This window comes from Pseudomonas sp. R2-60-08W, from assembly GCF_003852335.1.
GTDB lineage: Bacteria > Pseudomonadota > Gammaproteobacteria > Pseudomonadales > Pseudomonadaceae > Aquipseudomonas.
In genome coordinates this window covers 939,987-964,819 of record NZ_CP027731.1, presented here as the reverse complement: position 1 = coordinate 964,819, position 24,833 = coordinate 939,987, and the positions used below count along the sequence as shown (strand labels likewise).

Annotated in this window: 21 protein-coding genes; 16 read left to right on the top strand and 5 right to left on the bottom strand. The window is 59.5% G+C overall.

Annotated elements, in window-relative coordinates; translation table 11 throughout:
- Positions 1-24: 24 nt before the first annotated feature.
- Together C4J90_RS04225 and C4J90_RS04220 are read right to left on the bottom strand one after the other, a co-directional pair.
- Positions 25-585, bottom strand: coding sequence for a response regulator transcription factor (locus tag C4J90_RS04225; protein ID WP_124361279.1), 561 nt, complete (start codon positions 583-585; stop codon positions 25-27).
- Positions 578-1,840 (bottom strand): ATP-binding protein, encoded by a 1,263-nt coding sequence (locus tag C4J90_RS04220; RefSeq protein ID WP_065893639.1) that lies wholly within the window; start codon positions 1,838-1,840, stop codon positions 578-580. The genes C4J90_RS04225 and C4J90_RS04220 overlap by 8 nt, the downstream gene beginning before the upstream one ends.
- 245 nt (positions 1,841-2,085) lie before the next feature.
- On the opposite strand from C4J90_RS04220, the gene C4J90_RS04215 reads away from it, so the two are divergent.
- The 11 genes from C4J90_RS04215 (at position 2,086) to C4J90_RS04165 (ending at position 16,254) form a co-directional block, all read left to right on the top strand.
- Positions 2,086-2,799: an SIMPL domain-containing protein gene (locus C4J90_RS04215; protein WP_124361277.1), complete on the top strand. Its 714-nt coding sequence runs from the start codon at positions 2,086-2,088 to the stop codon at positions 2,797-2,799.
- 92 nt (positions 2,800-2,891) lie between these two features.
- Positions 2,892-4,493: an ABC transporter substrate-binding protein gene (locus C4J90_RS04210; protein WP_124419287.1), complete on the top strand. Its 1,602-nt coding sequence runs from the start codon at positions 2,892-2,894 to the stop codon at positions 4,491-4,493.
- A 258-nt stretch (positions 4,494-4,751) separates the two neighbouring features.
- On the top strand, positions 4,752-6,380 hold the full coding sequence (locus C4J90_RS04205; protein WP_124419286.1) for an ABC transporter substrate-binding protein: 1,629 nt from the start codon (positions 4,752-4,754) through the stop codon (positions 6,378-6,380).
- Between the two features lie 304 nt (positions 6,381-6,684).
- A complete protein-coding gene (locus tag C4J90_RS04200) occupies positions 6,685-8,289 on the top strand; it encodes an ABC transporter substrate-binding protein (protein WP_124361274.1) in 1,605 nt (534 codons plus the stop codon).
- 171 nt (positions 8,290-8,460) lie between these two features.
- Positions 8,461-9,855 carry an OprD family outer membrane porin gene (locus C4J90_RS04195; RefSeq protein WP_124413849.1) on the top strand — a complete coding sequence of 465 codons (1,395 nt, stop codon included), beginning with the start codon at positions 8,461-8,463 and terminating at the stop codon, positions 9,853-9,855.
- 80 nt (positions 9,856-9,935) lie between these two features.
- Positions 9,936-11,534 (top strand): ABC transporter substrate-binding protein, encoded by a 1,599-nt coding sequence (locus tag C4J90_RS04190; RefSeq protein ID WP_124365811.1) that lies wholly within the window; start codon positions 9,936-9,938, stop codon positions 11,532-11,534.
- 76 nt (positions 11,535-11,610) lie between these two features.
- Positions 11,611-12,621, top strand: coding sequence for an ABC transporter permease subunit (locus C4J90_RS04185; protein ID WP_124361271.1), 1,011 nt, complete (start codon positions 11,611-11,613; stop codon positions 12,619-12,621).
- A gap of 10 nt (positions 12,622-12,631) precedes the next feature.
- Entirely contained in the window at positions 12,632-13,543 is a 912-nt protein-coding gene (locus C4J90_RS04180; RefSeq protein WP_057724524.1) for an ABC transporter permease subunit, read from the top strand.
- 10 nt (positions 13,544-13,553) lie between these two features.
- Entirely contained in the window at positions 13,554-14,522 is a 969-nt protein-coding gene (locus tag C4J90_RS04175; protein ID WP_124361270.1) for an ABC transporter ATP-binding protein, read from the top strand.
- Entirely contained in the window at positions 14,522-15,493 is a 972-nt protein-coding gene (locus C4J90_RS04170; RefSeq protein ID WP_124361269.1) for a peptide ABC transporter ATP-binding protein, read from the top strand. Before C4J90_RS04175 ends, C4J90_RS04170 begins: the two co-directional genes overlap by 1 nt.
- Positions 15,494-15,894: 401 nt before the next feature.
- The gene (locus C4J90_RS04165) at positions 15,895-16,254 is read left to right on the top strand and encodes a hypothetical protein (RefSeq protein ID WP_124419285.1); all 360 of its coding nucleotides are present in this window, start codon (positions 15,895-15,897) and stop codon (positions 16,252-16,254) included.
- Positions 16,255-16,350: 96 nt separating this feature from the next.
- On the opposite strand, the gene C4J90_RS04160 is transcribed toward C4J90_RS04165, so the two are convergent.
- A complete protein-coding gene (locus C4J90_RS04160) occupies positions 16,351-16,596 on the bottom strand; it encodes a hypothetical protein (protein ID WP_124419284.1) in 246 nt (81 codons plus the stop codon).
- 296 nt (positions 16,597-16,892) lie between these two features.
- A complete protein-coding gene (locus tag C4J90_RS04155) occupies positions 16,893-18,476 on the bottom strand; it encodes a peptide chain release factor 3 (protein WP_073524000.1) in 1,584 nt (527 codons plus the stop codon).
- A 332-nt stretch (positions 18,477-18,808) separates the two neighbouring features.
- Here C4J90_RS04155 and C4J90_RS04150 point away from each other — a divergent pair, with 332 nt between their 5' ends.
- From C4J90_RS04150 to C4J90_RS04130, 5 genes are all read left to right on the top strand, one after another.
- The gene (locus tag C4J90_RS04150) at positions 18,809-19,525 is read left to right on the top strand and encodes an ABC transporter permease (RefSeq protein ID WP_124365807.1); all 717 of its coding nucleotides are present in this window, start codon (positions 18,809-18,811) and stop codon (positions 19,523-19,525) included.
- Between the two features lie 20 nt (positions 19,526-19,545).
- On the top strand, positions 19,546-20,442 hold the full coding sequence (locus C4J90_RS04145) for a glycine betaine ABC transporter substrate-binding protein (RefSeq protein WP_124365806.1): 897 nt from the start codon (positions 19,546-19,548) through the stop codon (positions 20,440-20,442).
- 11 nt (positions 20,443-20,453) lie between these two features.
- Positions 20,454-21,107, top strand: coding sequence for an ABC transporter permease (locus C4J90_RS04140; protein WP_124361264.1), 654 nt, complete (start codon positions 20,454-20,456; stop codon positions 21,105-21,107).
- On the top strand, positions 21,104-22,261 hold the full coding sequence (locus C4J90_RS04135) for a betaine/proline/choline family ABC transporter ATP-binding protein (RefSeq protein WP_003171711.1): 1,158 nt from the start codon (positions 21,104-21,106) through the stop codon (positions 22,259-22,261). The genes C4J90_RS04140 and C4J90_RS04135 overlap by 4 nt, the downstream gene beginning before the upstream one ends.
- Positions 22,262-22,735: 474 nt before the next feature.
- The gene (locus C4J90_RS04130; RefSeq protein WP_124361263.1) at positions 22,736-23,899 is read left to right on the top strand and encodes a type III PLP-dependent enzyme; all 1,164 of its coding nucleotides are present in this window, start codon (positions 22,736-22,738) and stop codon (positions 23,897-23,899) included.
- A 183-nt stretch (positions 23,900-24,082) separates the two neighbouring features.
- Here C4J90_RS04130 and C4J90_RS04125 read toward each other — a convergent pair whose 3' ends face one another.
- Positions 24,083-24,832 (bottom strand): tetratricopeptide repeat protein, encoded by a 750-nt coding sequence (locus tag C4J90_RS04125; protein WP_124419283.1) that lies wholly within the window; start codon positions 24,830-24,832, stop codon positions 24,083-24,085.
- Position 24,833: the final 1 nt, after the last annotated feature.

Sequence of the window (24,833 nt, the reverse complement as noted above, 5' to 3'; positions counted from 1 at the left end):
TGAGACGGATTGTTCAGTCTTCGTTCAGCGCCGTACCGGGCGCTTCTGCAGTTTGCGCTGCAACGTGCGCCGGTGCATGCCCAGGGCGCGAGCAGTGGCGGAGATGTTGCCTTCGTGCTCGGTCAGTACGCGCTGGATGTGTTCCCACTGCAGACGGTCAACCGACATGGGGTTTTCCGGCACCAGGGTGTCGAGGTCGGCATGCTCGGAAAGCAGCGCGGCGAGTACGTCATCGGCATCCGCCGGCTTGCACAGGTAATTGCACGCGCCACGCTTGATCGCTTCTACGGCGGTGGCGATGCTGGAATAACCGGTGAGGATCACCACGCGCATTTCCGGGTCGAGCTCGAGCAGCTTGGGCAACAGCACCAGGCCCGAGTCGCCGTCCATTTTCAGGTCGAGCGCGGCGTAGTCCGGCAGGTCGGACTGGGCGATGGCCAGGCCCTCTTCGGCTGAGCCCGCAGTGCTGACGCGAAAACCGCGACGGCTCATGGCGCGGGCCATCACGCGGGTAAAGGTGGCGTCATCATCTACCAGCAACAGATGCGGCAGTTCTTCGCCTTCGACTTGGATCTCGTCACTCATCGATATCTCCTCGTGCGACACGGGGCAGGCGCAGCTCGGTGAGCGTGCCACCTTCCTCATGACTATAGAGCTTCACTGAGCCGCCCGCGCGGGTCACGCTGGCCTTGCTCAAAAACAGGCCGAGGCCGAAGCCTTTGCCCTTGGTGGTAAAGAACGGTTTGCCGATCTGCTCGGCAATGGCCAGCGGCACGCCCGCGCCGTGGTCACGAATGCTGATGGTGACGTTTTCCGCGTCCCAGTCCAACTGCACGCCCAAGCCCTCGGGGCAGGCGTCGGCCGCATTGTTCAGCAGGTTGAGCAACGCCTGGGTGAGATCAGGCGGCGGCGCCATGCGCGGTACGCTGCCCTGGCCCAACAGGCTGAACCGGTAACTGGCTTCGGGACGCATCAGGTGCCAACGGTTAAGCGCTTCGTCGAGCCACTGGGTGACATCCTGCATTTCTACCGCCAGGCGTCGATTGGCTTCGGCGGCGCGTACCAGTTGCTGCAGGGTCAATTTGCACTGCTTGACCTGTTCCTGCAGCACGCTGAGGTCATCCTGCAACGCCGGGTCGTGATGGTCCTGGGTCATCTCCTTGAGCAGCACGCTCATGGTCGCCAGCGGCGTGCCCAACTCGTGGGCGGCGCCTGCGGCCTGCGTGGCGACGGCCAGCAATTGCTGGTCGCGCAGGCCTTCTTCACGGCGAATTGCGCGCAGTTCTTCCTGGCGGCGCAACTCTTCGGCCATGCGCGCGGCAAAAAACGTGATCACTGCGGCAGACAGCGCAAAGCTCAGCCACATCCCGTAGATCTGCAGGTTTTCCCGGGCGATGGGAAACGTCTGCAAAGGATAGAACTGCGCCAGCAGCAAGGTGTACAACGTTAGCGCGATGCCCGACAGCACCACCGAATAGCGCCACGGCAACGTCACGGCGGCAATGGTCAGTGGCACCAGGTAATAAGAAACGAATGGGTTGGTGGAACCGCCGGAGAAATACAGCAACACACTGTGGATAAACAGGTCGCACGCCAATTGCAGGGCATATTCCAATTCGGTGACCGGCCACGTGGTGCGCAACCGAATCGCGGTAAACGCACACAGCACGCTGGAGAATCCGAGGGTCACCGCCAGTTGCAGCCAGGGCAGCGGCAACAGGTCGAACCAATAGGCGAGCCCGACGGAACCTGCCTGTGCGGCCAAGACCAGGGTGCGAATGAACGTCAGGCGCCAGAGGTTCTGGCGGGTGGCGGAAGTCAGTTTTACGGCGGCGAGCATGAGCTCTCCCGATGGGCGCTGCAGGCGGATCGGCACGAGTATAAACGAAGCAGCGCCTCGGCATTCGGTGTGTGGCTCTTTGACGCAGTGGGCGCTGTAGCTATAAGCCACAAGTTGAAAGCTGCAAGTCAGCCTCGCTTTCACTTGTAGCTTGTAGCTTGAAACTTTTTTCTAATTCATAAACCCGAAGAACCCGATGCCACCGTCTACAGTCATACCGAACACGACAATCCCAAGGAGCTTTCATGTCTCGTTTCACTCGCAGTGCAGCGGTTCTCACCCTCGGCGCCAGCGCCCTGGCCAGCCTGCCGGCCATGGCCGCCGATGAACTGCATTACAACCAGATCTCCCTGCGCGCCGAAGTCAGCCAGGAAGTGGCGCGCGACAAGATGATCGTCACTCTTTACACCGAAGCGCAAAACGCCGACCCGGCCAAGCTTGCCGCTGAAATCACCACCACCATGAACCAGGCGTTGGGCCAGGCTCGTGAAGTCAAGGCCGTGACCCTGCGCCAAGGCAGCCGCAACAGCTACCCGATCTACGACAGCAAGAATCAGAAAATCACCGGCTGGCGCGAACGCGCCGAACTGCGCCTGGAAAGCGCGGACTTCCCGGCGCTGTCCAAACTCACCGGCGAGCTGTTGAACACCCTGAAAATGGACAACATGGACTTCGCCATCGCTGACAGCACGCGCAAGGCCAGCGAAGACGCGCTGCTCAAAGACGCGGTTGCCGCGTTCAAGGCCCGCGCGCAACTGGCCACCGATGCGCTGGGCGGCAAGGGTTACAAGATCGTCAACCTGAACTTCAACACCAATGGTTATCCACAGCCGTATGCGCGCGGCGGGATGATGATGAAAGCGGCCATGGTGGATTCGGCGCCAACGCCTGAAGTGGAGGCCGGCACCAGCCAGGTCAACATGAGTGCCGACGGCGTGATTGAAGTGCAAATGCAGTAACCCCCTACCTGACACACCTGAACGGCGGTAACCTCGGTGACCGCCGTTTTCGTTTGCGCAGCTTTTATAGGGCTGCCATTTCAGGGGTCTCCATGGAAAGAATCGCCTTCAAACCGCTCCTCCTTGCCGCAGGCCTCCTGGCCGTTATGCCGCTGGCACACGCCTCTACCACCCTGGTCTACTGCTCGGAAGCCAGCCCCGCCGGCTTCGACCCGAGCCAATACACCAGCGGCACCGAGTTCGATGCCTCCGCCGAAACCGTATTCAACCGCCTTACCCAGTTCAAGCGCGGCGGTACCGAAGTCGAGCCCGGCCTCGCCACCCGTTGGGAGGTCTCCGAAGACGGTCTCACCTATACCTTCCACCTGCGCGACGGCGTCAAGTTCCACACCACCGATTTCTTCACCCCCACCCGCGACTTCAACGCCGATGACGTGGTGTTTACCTTCAACCGCCTGCTGGATGCCGAGAGCCCGTTTCGCAAGGCCTACCCCTCCGAGTCGCCCTACTTCACCGACATGGGCCTGAACACCACGATCAAGAGCCTCGACAAACTCGACGAACACACCGTGCGCTTCAACCTGAACAACGTTGATGCATCGTTCGTACAGAACCTGGCGATGAGTTTCGCTTCGGTGCAATCGGCCGAATATGCCGCCCAGCTCTTGAAGCAGGGCAAGGCCGAGGACATCAATCAGAAACCGGTCGGCACCGGCCCGTTCGTGTTCAAGCGCTATCAGAAAGACTCGCAGATCCGTTACGTCGCCAATAAGCAGTACTGGAAACCCGAGGACGTGAAGCTCGACAACCTGGTATTCGCCATCACCCCTGACGCCGCCGCGCGCGTGCAGAAACTCAAGGCGGGTGAATGCCAGGTCAGCGGCTACCCGCGCCCGTCCGACATCGAGGTGATCAAGCAGGACCCAAACCTGCGCGTGCAGCAGCAGGCCGGCTTCAATTTGGGTTTCCTGGCGTACAACGTCACCCACCCGCCGCTGGACCAACTCAAGGTGCGCCAGGCGCTGGATATGGCCATCGACAAACCGGCCATCATCAAGGCCGTTTACCAAAGCGCCGGACAATTGGCGCAGAACGCTCTCCCTCCTGCGCAATGGTCTTATGACCCGACGATCAAGGACGCCCCCTACAACCCGGCCAAGGCCCGGGCGCTACTAAAAGAAGCAGGGGTTGCACCAGGTACCACCATCAACCTGTGGGCAATGACCGTGCAACGCGCCTCCAACCCGAACGCGCGCATGTCGGCACAAATGATCCAGCAGGATTGGGCCAAGGTCGGCATCAAGGCCAACATCGTCAGCTATGAGTGGGGCGAATACATCAAGCGCGCCAAAAATGGTGAGCATGACGCCATGATCTACGGCTGGACCGGCGATAATGGCGACCCGGATAACTGGCTCGGCGTGCTCTACAGTTGTGCCGCAGTCAAGGGCAGCAATTACGCCAAATGGTGTAACCCGGCCTATGACAAGCTGGTGCAGCAGGCCAAGGTCAGCAACGACCGCGAGCAGCGCATCAAGTGGTATCAGCAGGCTCAACAAATCCTTAAGGAACAAGTACCTATAACGCCTATTGCGAACTCGACGGTTTTCCAGCCGCTGCGCAAGGAAGTTCGCGATTTCAAGATCAGCCCCTTTGGGCTGACACCGTTCTATGGCGTGAGTCTAGATAAGTAACAACAACGCCCCAACCGAGTGCACTAGACACGTCGATTGGGCCTTTTCGGTGCGCACGGCGCACCGAAAAAACCCGCCAAATAGATGCATTTATGTCGAAACTTTCATAAATGCGACATTCTTGTACGCCCGTCCCACTGTTTGGCGCTTGCAACCGTTCAACATCTTGCAATGGGTATGGCGCCTGCATAAGTATCCGCAGGCCGACTCACGAGGTCGCCCTCACCACCAAAAATGACAACAAATCATGAGGCCAACATGCTTAAACACGCAGTCCTTCCGTTCTTAGTGAGCGCTGGCCTTATGGCCGCAGCCCCGTTTGCCCAAGCGGCAACTAACCTGGTGTTCTGCTCCGAAGGGAGCCCGGCCGGTTTTGACCCAGGCCAGTACACCACCGGAACAGACTTCGATGCCTCGGCCGAAACCATGTTCAACCGCCTGAGCCAGTTCGAACGTGGCGGCACCGCCGTGATTCCTGGCCTCGCTACCAGCTGGGACGTGTCCCCGGACGGCCTGACGTATACCTTCCACCTTCGGGAAGGCGTCAAGTTCCACACCACCCCGTATTTCAAGCCGACGCGTGAATTCAATGCCGATGACGTGCTCTTCACGTTCAACCGCATGATCAACAAGGACGACCCGTTCCGCAAAGCCTACCCCACTGAGTTCCCGTACTTCTCCGACATGGAGATGGACAAGAACATCAAGAACATCGAAAAAGTCGATGACCACACCGTCAAGTTCACCCTTGGCACCGTGGACGCCGCCTTCATCCAGAACCTGGCGATGAGCTTCGCCTCGATCCAGTCGGCCGAATACGCCGCCCAGCTGTTGAAGGAAGGCAAGGCCAGCGACATCAACCAGAAGCCAATCGGCACTGGCCCGTTCGTGTTCAAGAGCTACCAGAAAGACTCCAATATTCGCTTCACCGGCAACAAGGAATACTGGAAGCCTGAAGACGTCAAGATCGACAACCTGATCTTCGCAATCTCCACGGACCCATCGGTCCGCATCCAGAAACTGAAGAAAAACGAGTGCCAGATCACGGCCTATCCTCGCCCGGCGGACATCAAGCCACTGGAAGCGGACAAGGACATGAAGATGCCGCACCAGGCCGGTTTCAACCTGGGGTACATCGCCTATAACGTGATGCCTGTGCTTAAAGGCCAGACCACGCCGAACCCATTGGCGGACCTGCGGGTTCGCCAGGCGCTGGACATGGCGGTGAACAAGCAGCAGATCATCGACTCCGTGTACCAGGGCGCTGGCCAATTGGCCGTCAACGCCATGCCGCCAACCCAGTGGTCGTATGACACCACTATCAAGGATGCCAAGTACGACCCGGCAAAAGCCAAGGAACTGCTCAAGGAAGCCGGCATCAAGGAAGGCACCGAGATCACCCTGTGGGCCATGCCAGTACAGCGTCCGTACAACCCGAACGCCAAGCTGATGGCCGAGATGCTGCAGAGCGACTGGAAACAGATCGGCCTGAAGGTCAACATCGTCAGCTACGAGTGGGGCGAGTACATCAAGCGTTCCAAAGGTGGTGAAAACCAGGCCATGATCATCGGCTGGAGCGGTGACAATGGTGATCCGGACAACTGGCTCGGCACGCTGTTTTCATCCCCGGCATTGAACGGCAACAACTTCTCCAAATTCGTCAACAAAGACTACGACGCCCTGATCAGCCAGGCCAAGGCGACCACAGACGTTGCCAAGCGCACCGAACTGTACAAACAGGCGCAACAACTGCTTAAACGTGAACTGCCTTACACACCTATCGCGCACTCGACGGTGTATCAACCCATGCGCAACACCGTGCAGGACTTCAAGATCAGCCCGTTTGGCTTGAACTCCTTCTATGGCGTCAGCGTAAGCGGCAAGTAAGGATCGATAGCGGCGACGCTCATAACGTCGCCGTTATTACATCTGCCAGACCCGTAGGAAACAGACCACACCCGCAAGCGTTGCCGCCTTACAGCAATGAACTGCGCTTCGTGCCTCCGTTGCCTACAGGGTCAATCCGATTTGGCGCATTTACTGTGAAGTCCGCGACCCATAACGTCGTAGGACTACAGAGGTACCAATTCGGGAAAGGCACTTACCGCATGTGGGACCAGTGATGTCCCCTTGGCTACAGGCCTGAGGGATTGCTCGCTGTTGATAACTACACACAAGGATCGGAATCGTCATGCGCCATACCACCGTTCTATCCGCAATGTTTGCCGCCAGCCTGCTGGCTGTGGCCACCACGGCTCAGGCCGCCGAAAAGAAGAGCCTGGTGTTCTGCTCCGAGGGCAGCCCGGCGGGCTTTGACACGGCGCAATACACCACCGCCACCGACAACGATGCCGCTGAGCCGTTATACAACCGACTTGTCGAGTTCGAAAAAGGGGCGACTGACGTAGTGCCTGGGCTGGCAACCAAGTGGGATATTTCCGAAGACGGGCTGACCTACACCTTTCATCTGCGCGAAGGGGTGAAGTTCCACAGCAACAAGGAGTTCAAGCCAACGCGCGACTTCAATGCCGACGACGTGCTGTTCACGTTCAACCGCATGCTTGACCCTGACCACCCGTTCCGCAAGGCCTACCCTACCGAGTTTCCGTACTTCAACGGCATGAGCCTGAACAAGAACATTGCCAAGGTTGAAAAAACCGACCCGCACACCGTGGTGATCACCCTGAATACGGTGGATGCCGCGTTCGTGCAAAACATCGCCATGAGCTTCGCCGCAATCCTCTCGGCCGAGTATGCCGAGCAATTGCTCAAGGAAGGCAAACCCAGCGATATCAACCAGAAGCCCATCGGCACTGGCCCGTTCGTGTTCCAGCGTTACCAGAAAGACTCGCAGATTCGCTATGTGGCAAACAAACAGTATTGGGACCCCAGCAAGGTCAAGCTCGACCAATTGATCTTCGCCATCAATACCGACGCCTCGGTGCGCGTGCAGAAGCTCAAGGCCGGCGAATGCCAGGTCACCCTGCACCCGCGTCCCGCCGACGTCGACGCACTCAAGGCCGACCCGAACCTGCAACTGCTGACCAAGCCTGGCTTCAACCTTGGCTATATCGCCTACAACGTGCGCCACAAACCCTTCGACCAGCTCGAAGTGCGCCAGGCGCTGGACATGGCGGTGAACAAGCAGAGCATCCTCAATGCGGTGTACCAGGGCGCCGGGCAACTGGCGGTCAACGCCATGCCGCCGACCCAGTGGTCCTACGACGACAGCATCAAGGACGCCGCCTACAACCCGGAAAAAGCCAAGGAACTGCTCAAGGCCGCCGGCGTGAAGGAAGGCACCGAGATCACCCTATGGGCGATGCCGGTGCAACGGCCGTACAACCCCAACGCCAAGCTGATGGCGGAAATGCTGCAGAACGATTGGGCCAAGATCGGCCTGAAAGTGAAGATCGTCAGCTACGAATGGGGCGAATACATCAAGCGCACCAAGAACGGCGAGCACGATGTCAGCCTGATCGGCTGGACCGGTGACAACGGTGACCCGGACAACTGGCTGGGCACCCTCTACAGCTGCGACGCCATCGGCGGGAACAACTACTCCATGTGGTGTGACCCGGCGTACGACAAGCTGATCAAGCAAGCCAAGGTCGTGACCGACCGCGAACAAAGGACTGTTCTGTACAAACAGGCGCAGCAACTGCTCAAGCAGCAGGTGCCGATCACGCCAGTCGCCCACTCGACGGTCAACCAGCCGTTGAGCGCCAAAGTCGAAGGCTTCAAGGTGAGCCCCTTCGGCCGCAACGTGTTCTCGGGCGTCAGTATCACCCCATAAGAAAAAATAACCGGATGGCGAAGGGCCTGGCGGCCTTTCGGCAAACGTGCAGCCTTTTGTTGGGATTTTTCCTACGCCAAACGTTTGCAATAGCTTGAACGAGTTACACACCCAATAGCCGGTTCACCTAAAAAGACCGGCATAAAAAAGAGAACCAAAGGAGCTTCACCCATGAAACTGAGCAGCAAAGCGCTTCTGGCCCTGGCCATCAGCAGCATCACGGCCACCGCCTACGCTGAAACGCAGAGCCAGGACTTCGTTCCTACCACCCTGGCCGGCACCAGCGCGCAAAGCGAGGCCAAAGGCTTTATCGAAGATTTCAGCCTGGGCGGTACCACGCGTAACTGGTACTCCCATGAAAGCAAATACCGTGGGGGCACCTTCGCTTACCAGAAGCACGGCGAAACCCGTACCGACCGCAACCGTACCAACTGGGTACAGGGCACCATCCTCAACGCCAGCTCGGGTTTCACCCAGGGCACTGTTGGCGTCAAGACCGAAGTGGCGGTGTACAACGCGCTGGTGTTGGACCGCAGCAAGCGTGACATCAAAGGCGGCTCCAACCGCACCCTGGCCGATTCCAACGGCGACGCTGTAGATCAGTGGAGCAAACTGGGCCTGGCCAACGTGCAGTTCCGTGTGTCCAACACCACCTTGACCGCCGGTCGCCAGAACTTCAGCAGCGGCATCGTCGATACCATCGGCAACCGTGCGCTGCCTTCCAGCTTCCAGGGTGTGAGCTTCAACAGCGAAGAGTTCAGCAACCTGTCGTTCCAGGGCGGTGTTTTCGATCGCGTGTCACCGCGTACCGAACAGAGCCTGTCGAAATTCCGCAGCGAATACGGCAATGGCGTAGAAACCGACAAAGTCTCCACCCTGGGTGTGAACTACCAGCCGCTGAAAAGCCTGAAGACCAGCTTCTTCGCCGCCAACGTGAAGGACTTCTGGAACCAGTACTACTTCGGCGCTACCCACGAATTGGGCGACGCCAAGGAACTGGGCCTGACCACCGGTTTCAACTACTACAAGACGGTCGATGAAGGCAAAAAAGAGATGGGGGAAATCGACAACGATACTTTCTCCCTGTCCCTGGGACTGACTCACCAGGCACACAGCCTGACCTTCGCTTACCAGCAAGTGAACGGTAACGAGTACTTCGACTACCTGCACGAAACCAACGGCATCTACCTGGCCAACTCCCTGACCTCGGACTTCAACGGCCCGAACGAGAAGTCCTTCCAGATCGCCTACGCCATCAACATGGCCGAATACGGCGTGCCAGGCCTGAAGTTCAACGCCTACTCGGCGCGCGGCTGGGACATCGACGGCACCCACTACACCGGCAACAACGGCCGGGCCAAGTTCGCCTACGACGGCATTCAGTCCCAGGACGGCGAGAAGCACCAGGAATACGGTGTAGGCGCCTCTTATGCCCTGCAGAGCGGCCCACTCAAAGCCACTACCGTGCGCGCAACCTATGTTGAGCACCGTGGCAGCGAGTTCCAGTCCGACGGCAGCATCAAAGAGTTCCGTCTGGTCACCACCATTCCGTTCAACATTCTTTAATTAGCGCCAGGCAGGCGGCGGGCTCAGGACGAGCCCGCCGCCTACGCGTTTCTGGCTCCATCGATTGCAGAGGGCTCTGAATGAAAATGCTCCCGTTACAAGCTGCCATGGCCGCTGCGCTGCTGAGCGTGGCGATCGGCGTATCGGCCAAACCGCTGGTGGTCTGCACCGAAGCCAGCCCGGAAGGTTTTGACCCGGTCCTGTATACCACCGCCGTGACCGCTGACGCCGCTGCGGAAACCATGTTCAACCGCCTGGTGGATTTCAAGCCCGGCACCACCGAAGTCGTTCCCGCGCTGGCCAAAGACCTGCCCGAGATCAGCGCCGATGGCCTGACCTACACCTTTCACCTGCGTGACGACATCAAGTTCCACACCACCGACTATTTCAAACCCACGCGCAACCTGAACGCCGACGACGTGCTTTGGAGTTTCCAGCGTCAACTGGACCCGAATCACCCGTGGCATAAAAAGTCCCTCGTGGGCTACCCGTATTTCGAAAGCATGGGCTTCAAGGAACTGCTCAAGAGCGTAGAGAAGACCGACGACTACACCGTTGTCTTTACCCTGACGCGTCCTGAAGCACCCTTCCTGGCCGACCTGGGCATGGCATTCTCTTCAATCCATTCGAAGGAATACGCCGACCAGTTGCTCAAATCCGGCAAGACCGAAGACCTCAACGCCAAGCCTATCGGCACTGGCCCGTTCATCTTCACCCGGTATCAGAAGGACGCCCAGGCGCGCTTCAAGGCCAACCCCGACTACTTCCGTGGCAAACCGGCAGTCGACCCGCTGATCTTGGCGATCAGCACCGATAACAACGTGCGCCTGCAGAAGCTCAAGGCCAACGAATGTCAGATCGCACTGTTCCCCAAGCCGGATGACATTCCAAGCATCAAGAAAGACCCAAACCTGAAAGTCGATGAGCTGGCGGCGATGACCACCAGTTACACCGCCTTGAACACGACCCACAAATACATGAGCGATGCGCGGGTGCGTCACGCGATCAATATCGCGTTCGACAAGGCCGGCTACACCGAAGCCCTGTTCGGCAAAGGCAATGCGGTGGTGGGGACTGGTCCTTATCCGCCGACCTTGCTGGGTTTCAGCGACAAACTGAAGAATCCGCCCCGCGATCTGGACAAGGCTCGCGCCCTGCTCAAGGAAGCAGGCGTGCCGGAAGGCACTGAATTCACCCTGTTCACGCGTAACGGCGGCGGCCCGACCAACCCCAACCCGATGCTCGGCGCCCAGCGCATGCAGGCGGATCTGGCGCAGATCGGCCTGAAGGTGAATATCAAAGTCATGGAATGGGGTGAGATGCTCAAGCGCGCTAAAAACGGCGAGCACGACATGGTATCGGCTGGCTGGGTCGGTGATAACGGCGACCCTGACAACTTCCTTACGCCAAACCTGAGTTGCGATGCAGCGAAAAACGGCGAAAACTACGCGCGCTGGTGTAACAAAGAGTTTCAAGACTTGATCGACAAAGCGCGCGCCACCGCTGAACCCGCCCAGCGCGCTGCACTCTATGAACAAGCACAGGACGTTTTCGACAAGGACCAACCATGGCTCCCCATGGCTTATCCGAAACTGTTCACCGCCATGCGCAAGAACGTAGAAGGCTTCACCCAAAGCCCTCTGGGGACTAATAACTTCGCCACCACCCAGGTGAAGTAAATAAGAAAAACGCTCGGCGCCGTCGACCGTGACGGCGCCGAACCTGCCTAACCGGCTGATTGAGGTACACACCAAGATGTTTAGTTTTATTGCCCGCCGACTGGGGTTATTGATCCCCACGTTCTTCGGCATCACGTTGCTGACCTTTGCGTTGATTCGCATGATTCCAGGCGACCCCGTAGAAGTCATGATGGGCGAGCGGCGGGTTGACCCCGAAATGCATGCCCAGGCAATGGAGCGCCTTGGCCTTAACAAGCCGTTGTATGCGCAATACCTGGATTACGTCGGCAAGCTCGCCCAGGGCGATCTTGGCGAATCGCTGCGTACCCGCACCAGCGTGTGGACCGAGTTCACCGCACTCTTTCCGGCGACCCTGGAACTGTCCATCGCCGCCCTGTTGTTCGCCGGTATCCTGGGCCTGTTGGCCGGGGTGATCGCGGCCTTGAAACGAGGGTCCCTGTTCGACCATGGGGTGATGGGCATCTCCCTGGCGGGATATTCGATGCCGATCTTCTGGTGGGGCCTGATCCTGATCATGTTCTTCTCGGTGAGCCTGGGCTGGACCCCGGTTTCCGGGCGTATCGACCTGCTCTACGACATCGAGCCGCGCACCGGCTTCATGCTCATCGACACCCTGCTGGCCGACGAGCCGGACGCGTTCTGGGACGCCCTGCACCACCTGATCCTGCCAGCCATCGTGCTGGGCACCATCCCGCTGGCGGTGATTGCGCGGATGACCCGCTCGTCGATGCTCGAAGTGCTGCGCGAAGACTACATCCGTACCGCCAAGGCCAAGGGCCTGTCGCCGGCGCGCGTGGTGTTCGTACACGGCCTGCGCAACGCGCTGATCCCGGTATTGACCGTGGTCGGCCTGCAAGTCGGCACGTTGCTGGCCGGTGCGGTACTGACCGAAACCATCTTCTCGTGGCCCGGCATCGGCAAATGGCTGATCGAAGCCATTGGCGCGCGGGACTACCCGGTGGTGCAAAACGGCATTCTGTTGATCGCCTGCCTGGTGATCCTGGTGAACTTCGTGGTGGACATCCTCTACGGCTTCGCCAACCCACGCATCCGTCACCAGCGCTGAGATCATGACCATGACTACCTCTACTCCAGTGTCAGCAGTCGATCAGAGCCTGCTGTACCCGTCTCCGTACAAAGAATTCTGGCAAGCCTTCTCCAAGAACAAAGGCGCGGTTGCCGGCCTGCTGTTCATGTTGCTGATCGTGTTCTGCGCGATCTTCGCCCCTTGGGTTGCACCGCATAACCCGAGCGAGCAATACCGCGACTTCCTGCTCACTCCGCCGTCATGGCTGGAAGGCGGGCAGATCCAGTTCCTGCTGGGCACCGACGAACTGGGCCGGGATTTGCTCTCGCGCCTGATCCAGGGTTCGCGCCTGTCGCTGTTGATCGGTTTGTCCTCCGTGGTGATGTCGCTGATCCCGGGCATCCTGCTTGGCCTGTTCGCCGGGTTCTTCCCGCGCCTGCTGGGCCCGACCATCATGCGCTTGATGGACATCATGCTGGCCCTGCCGTCGCTGCTGCTGGCCGTGGCGATTGTCGCCATCCTCGGCCCTGGCCTGATCAACACCGTGATCGCCATCGCCATTGTGTCGCTGCCGTCCTACGTGCGTCTGACCCGCGCTGCGGTGATGGGCGAACTGAACCGCGACTACGTGACCGCCGCGCGCTTGGCCGGTGCCGGCCTGCCACGCCTGATGTTCATCACCGTGCTGCCCAACTGCATGGCGCCGCTGATCGTGCAGGCCACCTTGAGTTTCTCGTCGGCGATCCTCGATGCCGCCGCCCTGGGCTTCCTCGGCCTTGGCGTACAACCGCCAACGCCGGAGTGGGGCACCATGCTGGCATCGGCCCGCGACTATATCGAACGCGCCTGGTGGGTCGTGAGCTTGCCGGGCTTGACCATTTTGCTCAGCGTGCTGGCAATCAACTTGATGGGTGACGGCCTGCGCGACGCGCTGGACCCGAAACTCAAGAACGCCGCCTGAGGAGATTCCCATGTCACTGTTAGAAATCAAGAATCTCAACGTTCGCTTCGGCGACGAGACCGCCGTGCCAGTGGTCGATGGCCTCGACATTACCGTCGACAAGGGCGAAGTCCTGGCAATCGTTGGCGAGTCGGGCTCGGGTAAATCCGTGACCATGATGGCGCTGATGGGCCTGATCGAGCACCCCGGCATCGTCACCGCCGATGCCCTGAACTTCGACGGCAAGGACATGCTCAAGCTGAGCAACCGTCAGCGTCGTCAGATCGTCGGCAAAGACCTGGCGATGGTGTTCCAAGACCCGATGACCGCGCTGAACCCCAGCTACACCGTGGGGTTCCAGATTGAAGAAGTGCTGCGCCTGCACCTGAAAATGTCCGGCAAGCAAGCGCGCAAGCGCGCCATCGAACTGTTGGAAAAAGTGGAAATCCCTGGCGCTTCCAGCCGTATGGATGCCTACCCGCACCAACTCTCCGGCGGTATGAGCCAGCGCGTGGCAATCGCCATGGCGATTGCCGGCGAGCCCAAACTGCTGATCGCCGACGAACCGACCACCGCGTTGGACGTCACGATTCAAGCGCAGATCATGGACCTGCTGCTGGCCCTGCAAAAAGAGCAGAACATGGGCCTGGTGCTGATCACTCACGACCTCGCGGTGGTGGCTGAAACCGCCCAGCGCGTGTGCGTGATGTATGCCGGCCAGGCCGTTGAAGTCGGCCAGGTCCCGCAACTGTTCGACATTCCAGCGCACCCTTACAGCGAAGCGCTGCTCAAGGCGATCCCCGAGCACAGCCTGGGCGCCACACGCCTGGCCACGCTGCCGGGTATCGTGCCCGGCCGTTACGACCGCCCGCAAGGTTGCCTGCTGTCGCCGCGCTGCCCGTATGTGCGTGAGAACTGCCGTACCGAGCGCCCTGCCCTCGACCCGAAAACCAACAGCCTTGCGCGCTGCTTCTACCCCTTGAACCAGGAGGTGGCGTAATGGCCGTCGTTCTTACCGCCCGCGACCTGACCCGTCACTACGAAGTGTCCCGTGGCCTGTTCAAGGGCCACGCTACGGTGCGTGCCCTCAATGGCGTGTCTTTCGAACTGGAAGCCGGCAAGACCCTCGCCGTCGTAGGCGAATCAGGTTGCGGCAAATCCACCCTGGCCCGCGCCCTCACGCTGATCGAAGAGCCGTCATCCGGCTCCCTTAAAATCGCCGGCCAGGAAGTGGCCGGCGCCGACAAGGCTCAGCGCAAGCAATTGCGCAAAGACGTGCAGATGGTGTTCCAGAGCCCGTACGCGTCGTTGAACCCACGGCAGAAAGTCGGTGATCAGCTCGGCGAGCCGCTGCTGATCAACACCAACCTATCCGCCGCCGAACGCCGCGAGAAAGTGCAGGCGATGATGAAGCAAGTGGGCCTGCGCCCTGAGCATTATCAGCGCTACCCGCACATGTTCTCCGGTGGCCAGCGCCAGCGTATCGCCCTGGCCCGGGCGATGATGCTGCAACCCAAAGTTCTGGTGGCGGATGAACCGACCTCGGCACTGGACGTGTCGATCCAGGCCCAGGTACTCAACCTGTTCATGGACCTGCAGCAGGAATTCAACACGGCCTACGTGTTCATCTCCCACAACCTGGCCGTGGTGCAACACGTTGCCGATGACGTGATGGTGATGTACCTCGGCCGCCCGGTGGAAGTGGGCCCCAAGGAAGACATCTACGCCCGCCCCTTGCACCCATACACCCAGGCGCTGCTGTCGGCCACGCCGACCATCCACCCGGACCCGAACAAGCCGAAGATCAAGATCGTCGGCGAGCTGCCCAACCCGCTGAACCCGCCGTCGGGTTGCGCCTTTCACAAGCGCTGCCCGTACGCGACGGCACGCTGCAGCACCGAGGAGCCGCTGTTGCGGCCGTTGGATAATCGCCAGGTGGCTTGCCACTATGCGGAGCAATTCGTGGCCTGACGATCGTTCCCACGCTCCGCGTGGGAATGCCGCCTAGGACGCTCCGCGTCCCGCCGTTGAGGTGACGCGGAGCGTCAGGGATGCATTCCCACGCGGAGCGTGGGAACGATCAAAGTCTGAGTTCTACAGCCCTTCCCGTCAGGTTGCGCATCAGCCGGGCGGGAGGGGCTTCTTTTTGCGCACGGCCTCTGTCTGGCTGTCGCCTTCGTCCGAATCGTCGCGGCAGTTTTCCACCCAAACAATTACAAACTTCCCACACGACTTCCACGCTCTAACTTCAAGCCAAAAAGAAAACTTCTTAAATATGTAACAGCAACTAAAAAACGACGATAACGCGCTTCTAATTCCATAAAGCCTGATTAAGAATGCCCGCCTCTCCTCATTAGCAAACGGGCTATCTCATGACTGTAATCCGCGAAAAGCTTTCTATCTCCAAATCCCTGGAAACCCTTCTTAACGACATCTATGCCGATGATGAGGTTTCATTGGCCGAATACAAGACACTCCAAGCCGAAGCCGACCTTCGCTGGCAGAAGGTCATTGACGAATTAGGGCCAAATAACACGCTTAAATCGTTTCAGAACTCGATGGATATCTCCATGCATTTGCTGTACCTGAGTGCCGAGTATGCTGCATTGCAGGAAGTTACAGACTTGGGGGAAGCCTATGTAAAAGATGCGATGTATGCACAAGTTGAATACATCCAGGCGGGCACCCAACTGGCATTGAAACTGTTGCGAGTGGGGCAAAACCAACCGTAACTCACCGTCATTTCCTAAACGCAATAAAGGGCGAAGCCATGACAGCTTCGCCCTTTTGCATGCCATGCCAGGAATCGCTGTGACCCTGAGAGGGAATCAAGTTTCGCCGTCGTCGAAGGTCACACTGTCTTCCCCCTCATTGATGGGGTTTTCCGGATCCCTGACGTCTGTGGGCTGGGGCTGCGGTTTCCAGCTGCCCGAGTTGACCTCGTTCTGCTTTTTTTTGGTTACCGGGCCGGTGTCTTTCCACTGTGGCGCTCCGGCGTCAGCCAATGCCGGAAGGGCCGTCGCTCCCAGGATGGCCAGCAACACCAGAGGGATGACGCGTTGAGCATTTCGCACGGTAGTCTCCTTTACAGTCGGTGGGTAAACGCTAGACCCGAAGCCGGGTTCTCGCCAATTCATGGCGTTATGAAGATCAAATGCGGGAGGGGGCAAGCCCTCAATACTGTAGGAGCGAGCTTGCTCGCGAAGAACTCAGGGCCCCCGCGTTTATCCAGAATGAACTCGTTGCCTGGACGTTTTTCGCGAGCAAGCTCGCTCCTACAGTGTGCCCCCTCCCACATTTTGGCTTTGCAGCAGGCATAAAAAAGGGCGAAGCCATCACAGCTTCGCCCCTGTTCTTTACCGCTCAGCCCTTAATGATGCTCGCGAGTCGCACGGAATTTCACATCCGGCCAACGCTCTTCCATCAGCGCCAGGTTGACCCGGGTCGGCGCCAGGTAAGTCAGGTGACCACCGCCGTCGATCGCCAGGTTTTCCACCGCTTTGTTGGAGAACTCTTCCAACTTCTTCTTATCGCTGCAATCGATCCAGCGCGCGGAGTACACGGTGATCGGCTCGTAGGAGCACTCAACCTTGTATTCCTCTTTCAGGCGGCTGGCGACCACGTCGAACTGCAGCACGCCCACGGCGCCGAGGATGATGTCGTTGCTGCGCTCGGGGAAGAACACCTGGGTGGCGCCTTCTTCGGCCAACTGTTGCAAGCCCTGGCGCAGTTGCTTGGATTTGAGCGGGTCGCGCAGGCGTACGCGGCGGAACAGTTCCGGGGCGAAGTGCGGGATGCCGGTGAAGCCCAGTGCTTCGCCCTCAGTGAAGGTGTCGCCGATCTGGATGGTGCCGTGGTTATGCAGGCCGATGATGTCGCCGGCGTAGGCTTCTTCGAGCTGTTCACGCTCGGAGGAGAAGAACGTCAGGGCGTCGCCGATGCGCACGTCCTTGCCGGTGCGCACGTGGCGCATTTTCATGCCTTTTTCGTAGCGGCCAGAGCAGATACGCATGAAGGCGATGCGGTCGCGGTGCTTGGGGTCCATGTTCGCCTGGATCTTGAACACGAAGCCGGTGAATTTCTCTTCGACCGGTTCCACGGTGCGCTCGTTGGCAACTCGGGCAAGGGGCTTTGGCGCCCAGTTCACGACGGCGTCGAGTACGTGGTCGACGCCGAAGTTGCCCAAGGCGGTACCGAAGAACACCGGGGTCAGTTGACCGTCGAGAAATTCCTGCTGGTTGAATTCGTGGCAGGCGCCCTGTACCAGTTCGAGCTGGTCGACAAAGCGGTCGTACTCGTCACCCAGGTGGGCGCGGGCTTCGTCGGAGTCGAGCTTCTCGATGATTTTCACATCGGTGCGTTCGTGACCGTGGCCGGCGGTGTAGACAATGATGTAGTCGTCGGCCAGGTGGTACACGCCCTTGAAGTCGCGGTAGCAACCAATCGGCCAGGTGATCGGCGCGGCCTTGATCTTCAGGACGGCTTCGATTTCATCCAGCAGCTCGATGGGGTCACGGATATCGCGGTCGAGTTTGTTGATGAAGCTGACAATCGGCGTGTCGCGCAAACGGCATACGTCCATCAGCGCGATGGTACGTGGCTCGACGCCTTTACCGCCGTCGAGGACCATCAGAGCCGAGTCCACCGCGGTCAGGGTGCGGTAGGTGTCTTCGGAGAAGTCTTCGTGGCCAGGAGTGTCGAGCAGGTTGACCATGTGGTCGCGATACGGGAACTGCATGACCGACGTGGTAATGGAAATACCCCGTTGTTTTTCCATTTCCATCCAGTCGGAGGTGGCATGGCGGTCGGATTTGCGCGATTTCACCGTGCCGGCCACCGCGATTGCCTTGCCCATCAGCAGGAGCTTTTCGGTGATGGTGGTTTTACCGGCATCGGGGTGGGAAATAATGGCGAAAGTGCGGCGTTTCGCGACTTCGGCGGCCTGGTGGGTCATGGGAAATCGCCTGGCAGGTGAGTCAAAAAAGGGCGGCGAGTATAGCGCAAACCCAGGGTTACAGACCACCGTTGAGCCCATTGGGGGTGGCTAAATGCTCCCAAGTGTGGAACCTTTTAAAAGGTAGAGACGTCCACTCCCCTGCTATCGCACTCGGAACAGGGGCTGAAAAATCAGCAAGTTAGCCTGACGAGGCTGCGCTCATGGCTCGATCGCATACTGCGTTGCCAGTATCGGCGAGCTGCTTTTCGCGAACTCATTCAGAGGCAGCCAGCCATGGCATTGCCACCGGAGAATGTGTTCGCCGACAAAAGAAAAAAAGGAGTCCGCCTGTGGCTATTCGCTATGGCAAAGGGCTGATAGGAGGCGCGGTTGTCGTCGCGCTCCTGGCCCTGCTGGTCCACTGGATCGGCATCAACACGATCGAACTGTACCGCGACGATTTGTTGTTTTACCTGCAAGCTCATCTGATTCTGGTTTTAGTTTCCATGCTGGCCGCCCTGATTGTGGGCCTTCCCGCCGGCATCCTGCTCAGCCGACCGAACATGGTCGGGCGTGCAGAACGCTTCATGCAGATCTTCAACATCGGCAACACCGTCCCTCCCCTGGCCGTACTGGCCATCGCCCTCGGCGTCCTCGGCATCGGCAGCGGCCCGGCCATTTTCGCGCTGTTCCTCGCCTCCCTCCTGCCCATCGTGCGCAACACTTACGAAGGCCTGAAAAACGTTCAAGGCTCGCTGAAAGAAGCCGCCACCGGCATCGGCATGACGCCACGTCAGGTGCTGTTTCGCGTGGAGTTGCCCAACGCCGTGCCGATCATCATCGGTGGCGTGCGTGTGGCCCTGGCGATCAACGTCGGCACCGCACCGCTGGCGTTCCTGATCGGCGCCAACAGCCTGGGCAGCCTGATCTTCCCCGGCATCGCCCTGAACAACCAGCCGCAACTGCTGCTCGGTGCGGCATGCACCGCACTGCTGGCATTGCTGCTCGACGGCCTGGTGACCATGGCCAGCCGCCTCTGGCTGGAACGCGGGTTGCGTCCGTCTTAAGGCTTGGCAAAGGAAATCACATGAAAAAACTGACCCTGATATTGAGCTGCGCCCTGCTGTTTGCAGGTTTTGCGCAAGCCGCTGAAAAACCGGTAATCCGCATCGGCGCACGGGTGTTCACCGAACAGACCCTGCTCGCCGAAATCACCTCCCAGTACCTGCGCACCAAGGGCTACGACGCCCGCGTGACGGGTGGCCTGGGCAGTAACCTGGCGCGCAGCGCCCAGGAAAGCGGGCAACTGGACCTGATCTGGGAATACACCGGCGTGTCGCTGGTGGCGTACAACCACATCGACGAGAAACTCGACAGCGCACAGTCCTACGCTCGCGTGAAGGAACTCGACGCAAAAAAAGGCCTGGTCTGGCTCTCGCCGTCGCGCTTCAGCAACACCTACGCCCTGGCGTTGCCGGAGAAAGTCGCCAAGGAACATCCCGAGATCAACAGCATCAGTGACCTCACCCACGCCATGGCCGCAGACACCAGGGAACACCGCCTGGTCGCCCTGGATACCGAGTTCGCCAACCGCTCCGACGGCCTGGCCGGCATGGTCAAGCTGTACGACATGAACCTCACGCGCAAAAACACCCGGCAGATGGACGCAGGCCTGGTCTACACCGCGCTGCGCAATGGCCAAGTGTTTGCAGGCTTGGTCTACACCACCGACGGTCGCCTGAATGCCTTCAAACTCAAGTTGCTGGAAGACGACAAGCACTACTTCCCGGACTACACCGCCGCCCCGGTGATCCGCCAGGAATACCTCGACCAGCACCCGCAACTGGCGGCCGAACTCAAGCCACTGGCCGCTCTGTTCGACGACGCAACCATGCGCCAGCTGAATGCGCGGGTCGACGTCGACCATGAAAGCCCGTCCGCTGTTGCCGCAGATTTCCTGCGCCAGCATCCGATCAATCAATAAGAGGAAAAGACATGGAATTTCTCAACGCCTTTTCCCACCTTGATTGGGCCCAAGTCCTGCAACTAACCTGGCAGCACATCACCCTGGTCGGCGTCGCGGTTGTCCTCGCAATCTTGATCGGCGTGCCCCTGGGCATCCTGATGACGCGTTTCCCGACCCTGGCCGGCCCGCTGCAGGCCAGCGCCACGGTGCTGCTGACCGTACCGTCCATCGCGCTGTTCGGCCTGCTGCTGCCGTTCTATTCCAAGTTCGGCCAGGGCCTGGGGCCGATGCCGGCGATCACCGCCGTGTTCCTCTACTCCCTGTTGCCAATCATGCGTAACACCTACCTGGCGCTCACCGGTGTTGAACCGGGCATTCGCGAGGCCGCCAAGGGCATTGGCATGACCTTCGCCCAGCGCCTGCGCATGGTCGAACTGCCGATTGCCGTGCCGGTGATCCTCGCCGGTGTGCGCACCGCCGTGGTGATGAACATCGGCGTGATGACCATCGCCGCCACCATCGGTGCCGGCGGCCTGGGCGTACTTATTCTGGCTTCCATCAGCCGCAGCGACATGTCGATGCTGATCGTCGGCGCCGTGCTGGTCAGTCTCCTGGCCATCTTCGCCGACCTGCTCTTGCAATGGCTGCAACGCTCGCTGACTCCAAAAGGATTGCTCAAATGATCGAACTTCAAAACCTGTCCAAGACTTTTCAAAGCAACGGCAAGACTGTTACCGCCGTCAACGATGTCAGCCTGACCGTCAACGAAGGCGAAATTTGTGTGTTCCTCGGCCCTTCGGGCTGTGGCAAGAGCACCACGCTGAAAATGATCAACCGCCTGATCAAGCCCACCTCGGGCAAGATCCTGATCAATGGCGAAGACACCACCGACCTCGATGAAGTGACCCTGCGTCGCAATATCGGCTACGTGATCCAGCAGATCGGCCTGTTCCCGAACATGACCATCGAAGAAAACATCGTGGTGGTGCCCAAGCTGCTCGGCTGGGACAAACAGAAATGCCACGACCGCGCCCGCGAGCTGATGAGCATGATCAAGCTGGAACCCAAGCAGTATCTGCATCGCTATCCGCGTGAACTGTCGGGCGGGCAGCAACAGCGCATCGGCGTTATCCGCGCCCTGGCGGCGGATGCACCGTTGCTGCTGATGGATGAACCGTTCGGCGCGGTCGACCCGATCAACCGCGAGATGATCCAGAACGAATTCTTCGAGATGCAACGCGCGCTGAACAAGACCGTGATCATGGTCAGCCACGACATCGACGAAGCCATCAAGCTGGGGGACAAGATTGCGATCTTCCGCGCCGGCAAGCTGCTGCAGATCGACCATCCCGATACGCTGCTGGCGCACCCGGCGGACGAGTTCGTGAGCAATTTCGTCGGCCAAGACAGCACCCTCAAGCGCCTGCTGCTGGTGAAGGCCGAAGATGCAGCGGACAACGCGCCGTCGGTGAGCCCGGAAACACCGGTGGCCGATGCACTGGAGCTGATGGACGAGCACGACCGCCGCTATGTGGTGGTCACCTGCGCCGAGAATAAGGCGCTGGGCTATGTACGCCGTCGCGACTTGCACCGTCAGACCGGTACCTGCGGCCAGTACCTGCGCGAATTCAACGCCACCGCCGCGTATGACGAGCACTTGCGCATCCTGCTGTCGCGGATGTACGAGTTCAACCGTTCGTGGTTGCCGGTGATGGATGCCGAGCGGGTGTTCCTGGGCGAGGTGACGCAGGAGTCGATTGCCGAGTACCTGAGTTCCGGTAAGTCGCGTGGGGGCAAGACCAGCATTGTTTCCCCAGCTGAGACCGCACTGGCCTGACTTGGCACAACACAGTTAAAAATGTGGGAGGGGGCTTACTCCCGATAGCAGTGTTTCAGTGACTGATGATGTGACTGACCCACCGCCATCGGGAGCAAGCCCCCTCCCACATTTTGCTCTCTGGTGTGTCAGGGAAATACCGTGGATTTCACCCATCCGGGGAACATCAATCCGTCACACCGGTCGGTTACATAGTAGCTGCACGGGGTCGCGCGACGAACGCGTGCAAAAACGCGACATTTTTAGTTGATCTCAAGCCCCTCACGCCCTAAAGTTCGCGCCGAACGTCCATGCTGGAAACGATCCATCCGGCTCAAGTACTGACGACGAGACAGCAAGGCCAAGGGAAGCGTATCCCATGGCCTTTTTGCTTTCGGCGACATGCCTTGGGAAGTAGGCGAACCAAAGTGGGGATACGGAGGACGTTCAGTTGCACCCATTGATTACTACAGTTTGCCCTTAGGAGTTCCCAGCATGTCGATCAACGTCGAAGACTATTTCGCGCGCGCCACGTTTGACAAAATGAAGGCGTTCGCCGACAAGCAAGAAACCCCGTTCGTGGTGATCGACACCGCGATGATCAGCCAGGCCTACGATGACCTGCGCGCCGGTTTCGAATTCGCCAAGGTGTATTACGCGGTCAAGGCCAACCCGGCCGTCGAGATCATCGACCTGTTGAAAGACAAGGGCTCGAGCTTCGATATCGCGTCGATCTACGAGCTGGACAAGGTCATGGACCGCGGCGTCAGCGCCGACCGTATCAGCTACGGCAACACCATCAAGAAGTCCAAGGACATCCGCTACTTCTATGAGAAAGGCGTGCGCCTGTTCTCCACCGACTCCGAAGCCGACCTGCGCAACATCGCCAAGGCCGCGCCGGGCTCGAAAGTCTATGTGCGTATCCTCACCGAAGGCTCCACCACGGCTGACTGGCCGTTGTCGCGCAAGTTCGGCTGCCAGACCGACATGGCCATGGACCTGCTGATCCTCGCCCGCGACCTGGGCCTGGTGCCTTACGGCATCTCGTTTCACGTCGGCTCGCAGCAGCGCGACATAAGCGTATGGGATGCGGCGATCGCCAAGGTCAAAGTGATCTTCGAGCGCCTGAAGGAAGAAGACGGCATTCATCTGAAGCTGATCAACATGGGCGGCGGCTTCCCGGCCAACTACATCACCCGCACCAACAGCCTGGAAACCTACGCCGAGGAAATCATCCGTTTCCTCAAGGAAGACTTCGGTGATGAGCTGCCGGAAATCATCCTCGAGCCCGGCCGCTCGTTGATCGCCAACGCCGGCATCCTGGTCAGTGAAGTGGTGCTGGTGGCGCGTAAATCGCGAACCGCCGTCGAGCGTTGGGTGTACACGGACGTGGGCAAATTCTCCGGCCTGATCGAAACCATGGACGAAGCCATCAAGTTCCCGATCTGGACCGAGAAGAAAGGCGAGATGGAAGAAGTGGTCATCGCCGGCCCGACCTGCGACAGCGCCGACATCATGTACGAAAACTACAAGTACGGCCTGCCGCTGAACCTGGCCATTGGTGACCGCATGTACTGGCTGTCGACCGGTGCCTATACCACCAGCTACAGCGCAGTTGAGTTCAATGGGTTTCCGCCGTTGAAGTCGTTTTACGTGTAAGCACGCTGCGTATAAAAAACCCATGACGTGTCATGGGTTTTTTTATGGCTGTCAGGTGGAATGTCGCGCATTGCGTGAGGCAGATAGCTCACGCAGCGCTGCCGTCGCCAGAAAACCTGACCGCGACGCATACCGATGATCCTTCAGCACCCGCTTTTTATGCCCCGGTCTGGCTCAGATGAGCTAAGAGAAATTGGCAGCGCGTTGTCGAAAGGCTTCAGCCATCGCGCGAATCTGTGGATGGTTGGCCGCCGCCAGCGTCTGGTGTGCTATCCGTAAGAACTTGAGATTCCCGCCTGCCAGCGCCTTGTGCAACCACTCCAGCGCCACTTCGATTTGGCCACCATCCGCCAACACCGCCGCATAACTGAACTGCCCACGAAAATCCCCGGCTTCGGCTGAACGCCGGTACCACTCAACGGCCGCTTCAAAATCCCTCGGGCAATACTGCCCGTCTTCCAGATAACGCCCCACCAGGTTCATCGACTTGGCATGGCCCTGCTCTGCCGCCTGGCGATAAAGCATCAGCGCTTGAGCCTGATCTTGCACAACGCCACGGCCGGTCGCCAACAGGTTGGCATAGTTGTACTGCCCCCAATCCAACCCGGCCTCTGCTGCCAACCGGTATTCACGCGCAGCCGTCGCCTCATCCACCGTGCAACCCCAACCATGCTCCAGACACCGCCCAATCATATTGCGCGCCATCAAATGCCCGCCCTGGGCGGCAATCCGGAACCAGCGCAACGCCAGTGCTTCATCCCGTGCGATGCCGCGTCCTTGCAGCAGGATCTGTCCGAGCAAGGCCTGGGCATCGACCACGCCTTCCGTGGCCGCGATCAGGATCGCCTGGGCCGCGCGTATCGGTGAATCATCGAGCATCGATTGCAGCTGCTCGACGCTGAACACTTCCTGGCGACGCAACAGGAATCCCATC

Excerpts from the sequence above, each read along its gene's own strand:
- C4J90_RS04225 (WP_124361279.1), bottom strand. The coding sequence starts at position 585 with ATGAGTGACGAGATCCAAGTCGAAGGCGAAGAACTGCCGCATCTGTTG.
- C4J90_RS04220 (WP_065893639.1), bottom strand. The coding sequence starts at position 1,840 with ATGCTCGCCGCCGTAAAACTGACTTCCGCCACCCGCCAGAACCTCTGG.
- C4J90_RS04215 (WP_124361277.1), top strand. The coding sequence starts at position 2,086 with ATGTCTCGTTTCACTCGCAGTGCAGCGGTTCTCACCCTCGGCGCCAGC.
- C4J90_RS04210 (WP_124419287.1), top strand. The coding sequence starts at position 2,892 with ATGGAAAGAATCGCCTTCAAACCGCTCCTCCTTGCCGCAGGCCTCCTG.
- C4J90_RS04205 (WP_124419286.1), top strand. The coding sequence starts at position 4,752 with ATGCTTAAACACGCAGTCCTTCCGTTCTTAGTGAGCGCTGGCCTTATG.
- C4J90_RS04200 (WP_124361274.1), top strand. The coding sequence starts at position 6,685 with ATGCGCCATACCACCGTTCTATCCGCAATGTTTGCCGCCAGCCTGCTG.
- C4J90_RS04195 (WP_124413849.1), top strand. The coding sequence starts at position 8,461 with ATGAAACTGAGCAGCAAAGCGCTTCTGGCCCTGGCCATCAGCAGCATC.
- C4J90_RS04190 (WP_124365811.1), top strand. The coding sequence starts at position 9,936 with ATGAAAATGCTCCCGTTACAAGCTGCCATGGCCGCTGCGCTGCTGAGC.
- C4J90_RS04185 (WP_124361271.1), top strand. The coding sequence starts at position 11,611 with ATGTTTAGTTTTATTGCCCGCCGACTGGGGTTATTGATCCCCACGTTC.
- C4J90_RS04180 (WP_057724524.1), top strand. The coding sequence starts at position 12,632 with ATGACTACCTCTACTCCAGTGTCAGCAGTCGATCAGAGCCTGCTGTAC.
- C4J90_RS04175 (WP_124361270.1), top strand. The coding sequence starts at position 13,554 with ATGTCACTGTTAGAAATCAAGAATCTCAACGTTCGCTTCGGCGACGAG.
- C4J90_RS04170 (WP_124361269.1), top strand. The coding sequence starts at position 14,522 with ATGGCCGTCGTTCTTACCGCCCGCGACCTGACCCGTCACTACGAAGTG.
- C4J90_RS04165 (WP_124419285.1), top strand. The coding sequence starts at position 15,895 with ATGACTGTAATCCGCGAAAAGCTTTCTATCTCCAAATCCCTGGAAACC.
- C4J90_RS04155 (WP_073524000.1), bottom strand. The coding sequence starts at position 18,476 with ATGACCCACCAGGCCGCCGAAGTCGCGAAACGCCGCACTTTCGCCATT.
- C4J90_RS04145 (WP_124365806.1), top strand. The coding sequence starts at position 19,546 with ATGAAAAAACTGACCCTGATATTGAGCTGCGCCCTGCTGTTTGCAGGT.
- C4J90_RS04140 (WP_124361264.1), top strand. The coding sequence starts at position 20,454 with ATGGAATTTCTCAACGCCTTTTCCCACCTTGATTGGGCCCAAGTCCTG.
- C4J90_RS04135 (WP_003171711.1), top strand. The coding sequence starts at position 21,104 with ATGATCGAACTTCAAAACCTGTCCAAGACTTTTCAAAGCAACGGCAAG.
- C4J90_RS04130 (WP_124361263.1), top strand. The coding sequence starts at position 22,736 with ATGTCGATCAACGTCGAAGACTATTTCGCGCGCGCCACGTTTGACAAA.
- C4J90_RS04125 (WP_124419283.1), bottom strand. The coding sequence starts at position 24,832 with ATGGGATTCCTGTTGCGTCGCCAGGAAGTGTTCAGCGTCGAGCAGCTG.